Genomic DNA, 5531 nt, shown 5'->3' with positions numbered 1-5531 from the left:
CCGGCTCCCCGGGCCCGGCCGCCACGACCGGCGGTGGCGGCGGAGGATGCTGCGGAGGTGGCTGCTGCGGCTGACCGGACCGTACGGACCTGACCGTACGCGTACGGCGCGACGACGGTCAGGTCAAACCGTGCCCTGCGCGGTGGCGGCCAGGGTGAGGCGTCGCAGGATCTCCTCGCCCGCCGCGACGCCCGTTTCCTCCAGGACGTCGACGTGCGGCGCGCTCCAGCCCGTGTCGGCGAGTTCGCCGTGGCCCGGCCGCCAGGCACGGTCGGCGGCCAGCAGCAGGTCGGCGTCGAGCAGGGAGTCCCCGGCGGCGAGAGTGAGTTCGGCTCCCGTCCTGCGGGCGACCTCGCGCATCGCCGCGCTCTTGGTGAGCGGCTGCGGTACGGCGTAGATCTTGCGGCCCTGGAGAGAGACCGTCCAGCCACGGCCCTCCGCCCACCCGGAGAGCTCCTTCACCCAGCCCTCGGGCAGCAGAGTGCGGTCGACCACCAGATAGGCGAAGAGGTCTTCCGCGATCCGCTCCTTGAGGAGCCATGCCGGATCGGCGGCGGCGAGCAGATGGGCACGGACCTCGGCGAGCGGCGCGCACTCGTCGGCGAGCCGGTCGGCCACCCGCGCCTGCCAGGCCGGGTCGGAGACACCGTCGACCAGAAGGTGGCCGCCGTTGGCGCAGATCGCGAACCTCGGCGCGGGACCCGGCAGATGGACACGGCCGTACTGCTCCCGGGTCCGGGTGGTCGTCGGTACGAAAACGGTCGTACGGGCAAGCCCTTCGAGCAGCCCGGCCGCCGTCACGGTCAGATACGACAACGGCTTGCTCCCGTACACCTCGACACAGAGCAGCCGAGGTGCCTCGGCGTCCGGCATCGGGAGCTGAAGCGCGGCGGCCGAGTAGATGAGCGTACGGTCCAGATCACTCGCGACCAGGACCGGGACCGGGCGCTCGGTGTTCGCGTTCACAGCGCGGTCACCGCCTTGCCGTCCGCTCCGGTCGCGCCACGGGTGTACTTCGGGTGGATCAGCCCGACGCATGTGTACGGCAGACCGTCGACCTCCTCCACCGGCACGCCTCGCTGCCGCGCCAGCAGCCGGACATGGTCGAGGTCCGCGCCCGCGCCGCGCTGGGCGAGAATCTTCCAGGGCACCCGGCGCAGCAGAACACGCGTCGTCTCGCCGACGCCCGGCTTGACGAGGTTCACATCGTGGATGCCGTACTCCTCGCTGATCCGCTCGACCGCCGCCCAGCCCTCCCAGGTCGGGGCCCGGTCCGCCGCGAGCAGCTCCTTGACCTCCGCGTCCACGGCGTCCACGACCTCCTCGAAGTGGGCCGCGACGGTGTCCAGGAAGTGGATCGAGACATCGGCGCCGGCCAGTTCGCCGTAGTGCTTGGCACCGTGGAAGTCGTCCGGGCCGACCAGGTCGGACCGCAGGACGGTACGGGAGATCAGCCCGGAGACCGTCGAGTTGAGGCAGGCGGAGGGAATGAGGAAGTCCTCGCGCGTGCCATAGGTCCGTACACAGCCGCCAGGATCGGCGAGGACGGCGATCTCCGGCTTGAAGCCACTGGTCCCTGGGTTGGCGTCCTCGAACTCGGCCAGCGCGTCGGCCAGTTCGCGGGTGATCGCGCCCTTGCCGGTCCAGCCGTCGACGAACACGACATCGGCGGGATCGTGGTGGGCGGCGAGCCAGCGCAGGGCGTTGGTGTCGATGCCCCGGCCGCGCACGATGGAGACGGCGTAGTGCGGCAGGTCCAGACCGTGCCGCCGCTGGGCCCAGCGGCGCATCAGTACGCCGACGGGCGTGCCGGCGCGGGCCAGGGAGACCAGGACGGGCCGGGACGCGCGCTCGGCGAGCACGGTCTCGGTGACGGTGCCGACGGCATGCGCGATCCGGGCCGCCGAGGTCTCCAGGGCGGAGAGGAACAGCTCCTGGTACTCGGCGCTCGGCTGGTACTCGACCGGAAGCGATTCGGCGTAGTGCGCGCCACCGCTCTGGATCGCCTCCTCGCGCTCCTCCGTCGGGGCCTCCAGCTCCACGTCGGAGAGGTCCTGGAGGAGCCAGCCGACGTCGTCGGGCGCGTAGGAGGAGAAGGCGGGCCCGCGAAGGGGTTCGGGCAGCATGGGAGGTTCCTGCCGTTCGGCGTCGTGCGAGGAAGAGTTGGCGTGCGAAGAAGTGCCGGCGTGGGAAGAGGAGCCGTACGAGGAGCCCGGAAGATACGCGGGCACAACCGCCAGGACCACGCGCGGTATGTGCGTGGCGAGTTGGGCCAGCAGACCGTCCGGGCCGTGCAACTCCGGTGAGTCCGCGAGGGAGTCGACCACCGCGACCACCGCGTCGAAGCCGCCGCCCGCGACGTTGTAGGCATACCGGTCGCCGGTGCCGTCGCCGTCCGGGAACGCGGCGGTGTCATGCGCCGGGAAGACAAGACGGCTGCGTATGGCGTATCCGGGATCGTCCACGGCCAGCACCGGGGACCGGGTGGTGGTGGAGTACCGCACCTCCGCGTCGGAGATACGCTCCAGCGCCTCGGCCAGCCGCAGTGGCGCGTACATCAGCTCCTCGAAACCGAGGACGAGGACGCGTTCGGCGCCGGCGAGCCGATCGGCCAGAGTGGTGGCCAGGGCGGGCAGCGCGGACTCCAGCCGGGCCCGGTGGGCCGGAGTGAAGCCATGACGGCCGCCGTCCGGGACTCCGGCCGGCCAGTCCAGCTCCACCCGCAGAACCGTCCCGACGCCCGTGCCTCCGCCCGCGCCCGCTTCGTGCGAAGCCTCGGCCGCCACGGCCCGTACCGCGCTCTCGTGTTCCGCGACCAGCGCGCGGCCCTTCTCCAGCACGCCGTCCGGCAGATGGACCGTCCCGGAGGCGAGCGTGATCAGATCCACGCGCGCGCCGATCCGTTCCGCGAAGTCCGCCAGCCGGCCTCGGTCGGCCGCCGAGCGCATGTCGACCAGGGCGACGATCACATACCAGCCGCGCGGATAGCGCTCATGGAGCGCGAGGATGGTGTTGAGGACGGTGTTCCCGGTGGAGAACTCGTCGTCCACGAGGACCAGCGGGCCGTCCGAGGCGAGCAGCGCGGGATCCTCCGGCAGCAGCAGATGCGAGGTGGCGTGCGAGTGCGACTCCTCGAAACCGCCCGCCCGCTCCACGCCCGGCACCGGCCGGCGCGTGGAGTGCAGATACGGCGCGTGCCGCACACCGTCCGCGACCGCGTGGCCGAGTCCGGTCGCGGTCTCCGCGTAGCCGAGGACGACGGCGCGCGCCACGTCCGCGCCGAGCAGTTCCCGTACCCGCGCGCCCAGTTGGACGCCGGTTCCGTATACGACCTCGGGTCGTTGCGGTACATGTTTGCCCAGCACATTCGAGACAAGGAGATGGGCCCGCTTGGGATTGCGGCGCAGCGCCAGTCCCAGCAGATCCCGTAGTCCCTCGCCGCCCGCGAGCCGCACTCCGAGCCGCTCGGCGACCCAGGTGCCCGACCAGACCATCTCGGCGTTCTCTTCCTTCCGTCCAGACGTCCCAGCCGGCTCTGCGGACGCCTCCGCAGAGCTCGCCACAGACCGTTCAGCGCCGCTCACTCGCCGAGACCGGCGGTGAGCAGCTCCACGAATCCGACATCCTCGCGCGCGACACCGAAGACCTCAGCGCGCTGAATGGTCCGCTCGGCCCAGGCGCGGTGGGGCTTCACCTCGTTCATCTTGTTCGTATACGCCGAGCGCAGCACTCCGCCTCCGTCGCGCTCCGGCCGGAGGATGTCCTGGGCGTCGCTGAACTCCTCATGGCTGACCACCGACAGCGCGTGGACGGGCGGCACATGGGAGGGATGGATACAGGTCTTGCCCAGCAGCCCGTTGGCCCGGTCGAGCTCGATCTCACGCAGCAGCCCGTCGAGATCGTGCTCGATCAGGGCCGTACGCAGCTCCTCCGCGCGGCCTTCGAGGAACGGGCTGCGCCGCAGCTGGGGCTTGAACATACGTTCCTGCAAGCGGAAGTACTCCCATACCGGGCCGGTGATCGTGAAGCCCGAGCCGTCCGCGCGGCCCAGCACATTGACCACATCCGCGATGACGCCCGCCACGATGCGTACGTCGTACGCGGTCATATCGGGCGATCGGCGCAGCCCGTACGCGGAGCAGAAGTCGGTGACGCCGAGTCGCAGCGCCAGCACGCGGTCGCGGTACTTGTCGACGACATTGGCGATCCCGGTGAGGGTCTCCGTCCTGGTCTCCAGATGCAGCAGCTCGGGCGATTCCAGCACCGGCATCGCGTAGAGCTGATGGCCGGTGGCACTCTCCGCCTCCGCGAGCGCCTCCAGAAAGGGCGTACCGCGCTCCTCGGTGAACTTCGGCAGTACAAATCCGGACAGCAGCCGGATCGAGGAGCCCATCCGCCGGGCCAGGTCCGGAATCTGTCCCGGCTCACGGACGCGGATGAAGAGCAGCGGTGTGGCCGCGCCACGCTCCTCAAGATCGGCGAACTGCAGGACCAGATTGGCCTCGGCCGACTCGACCTCGGCGTCATGGATGGAATCCTCCAGGCAGAGCACCATGGAGACGACTCCGCGCCTGGTCTGCTTCACCACGTCGTCGGCGAGCCGCGGCCGGGTGGCCGGGCAGTAGAGCGTGGCCCCGAGAGCAGCCGCCAGGAGACGGGCCGGAGAGCCCGCGGTGAACTCGCACGGCTCCTGATGGAACAGTCCCTCCCGGGCAGCGGGCGGGATATGCCCGAAATGACGCATGTGAATCCCCCGTACTGCCGATGTGGCCGGTTGGGCATGTGGCCGGTAATAGTACGTACGGACGGGTGTCAAGAGTTCCCACGGTTCATGAAATCCAGGTAACTCGTCCGCTTCGCGCCCATGTCCTTGGTGTAGTGGATGGATCGGGCCGCCCCCGCGTTGTCCGCACGGGTGACGGGAAGGCAGGATGACTGACATGACGCACGCGATGCTGAAGGGCTCGAACGTCCCCCTCGACGCCATGGCCGTACGAGCCGTGCTGCGGTGGTCCCCGGGTGCCGGGGTCCCCGATGTGGATGCCTCCGCCCTGCTGCTCGGGCCCGGCGGCCGGGTGCGTTCCGACGAGGACTTCGTCTTCTACAACCAGCCCCGGCATCCGTCCGGGCTGGTCCGGCGGCTGCCCAAGAAGCAGGTCGGCGAGGCGTTGACCGATACCGTCGAGGCCGATCTCGCGGCGCTCGACGCCTCCGTCGACCAGGTGGTGCTCGCGGCCTCCTCCGACGGCGCGAGTTTCCAGCATGTCAGCGATCTGCGGATCCTGCTCTACGACGCGGGCTCGGCCGACGGCGAGCCGCTGGCCGTCTTCGACGTACGGCCGGAGACCGGCGAGGAGACCGCGATCATCTGCGGTGAGCTGTACCGGCGCGGGGAGGGCTGGAAATTCCGCGCGGTGGGCCAGGGATATCCGACCGGTCTGGTCGGTCTGGCCACCGCGTTCGGCATCTCGGTGGACGAGACGGAGGAGTCCGCCGACGAGCCGTCGCCCGCTCCCGCCCAGGCCGCCGAT

General features: G+C 70.5%; 4 protein-coding genes. 1 reads left to right on the top strand and 3 read right to left on the bottom strand.

Features of this window, described 5'->3' with window-relative positions; all coding sequences use genetic code 11:
• Positions 1–123: 123 nt before the first annotated feature.
• From GA0115259_RS13295 to GA0115259_RS13285, 3 genes are all read right to left on the bottom strand, one after another.
• Positions 124–966 carry an HAD family hydrolase gene (locus GA0115259_RS13295; RefSeq protein ID WP_093595609.1) on the bottom strand — a complete coding sequence of 281 codons (843 nt, stop codon included), beginning with the start codon at positions 964–966 and terminating at the stop codon, positions 124–126.
• On the bottom strand, positions 963–3494 hold the full coding sequence (locus tag GA0115259_RS13290) for a phosphoribosyltransferase (protein WP_093595606.1): 2532 nt from the start codon (positions 3492–3494) through the stop codon (positions 963–965). Before GA0115259_RS13290 ends, GA0115259_RS13295 begins: the two co-directional genes overlap by 4 nt.
• Positions 3495–3580: 86 nt before the next feature.
• Positions 3581–4744 carry an HpcH/HpaI aldolase/citrate lyase family protein gene (locus GA0115259_RS13285; RefSeq protein WP_093595603.1) on the bottom strand — a complete coding sequence of 388 codons (1164 nt, stop codon included), beginning with the start codon at positions 4742–4744 and terminating at the stop codon, positions 3581–3583.
• Positions 4745–4931: 187 nt separating this feature from the next.
• Between GA0115259_RS13285 and GA0115259_RS13280 the strand changes: the two genes are divergently transcribed.
• Positions 4932–5531: TerD family protein (locus GA0115259_RS13280; protein WP_107469178.1), on the top strand; the 600-nt coding region annotated here is incomplete at its 3' end.

Origin of the sequence: Streptomyces sp. MnatMP-M17 (genome assembly GCF_900091995.1) — a bacterium.
Taxonomy (GTDB): Bacteria; Actinomycetota; Actinomycetes; order Streptomycetales; family Streptomycetaceae; genus Streptomyces.
Note: the sequence above shows the minus strand (reverse complement) of the source record. Positions and strands in the feature narration are given on the sequence as shown.

What these genes read in the sequence shown, in the direction of transcription:
- GA0115259_RS13290 (WP_093595606.1), bottom strand. Translation starts at nt 3,494, where the DNA reads ATGGTCTGGTCGGGCACCTGGGTCGCCGAGCGGCTCGGAGTGCGGCTC.
- GA0115259_RS13285 (WP_093595603.1), bottom strand. Translation starts at nt 4,744, where the DNA reads ATGCGTCATTTCGGGCATATCCCGCCCGCTGCCCGGGAGGGACTGTTC.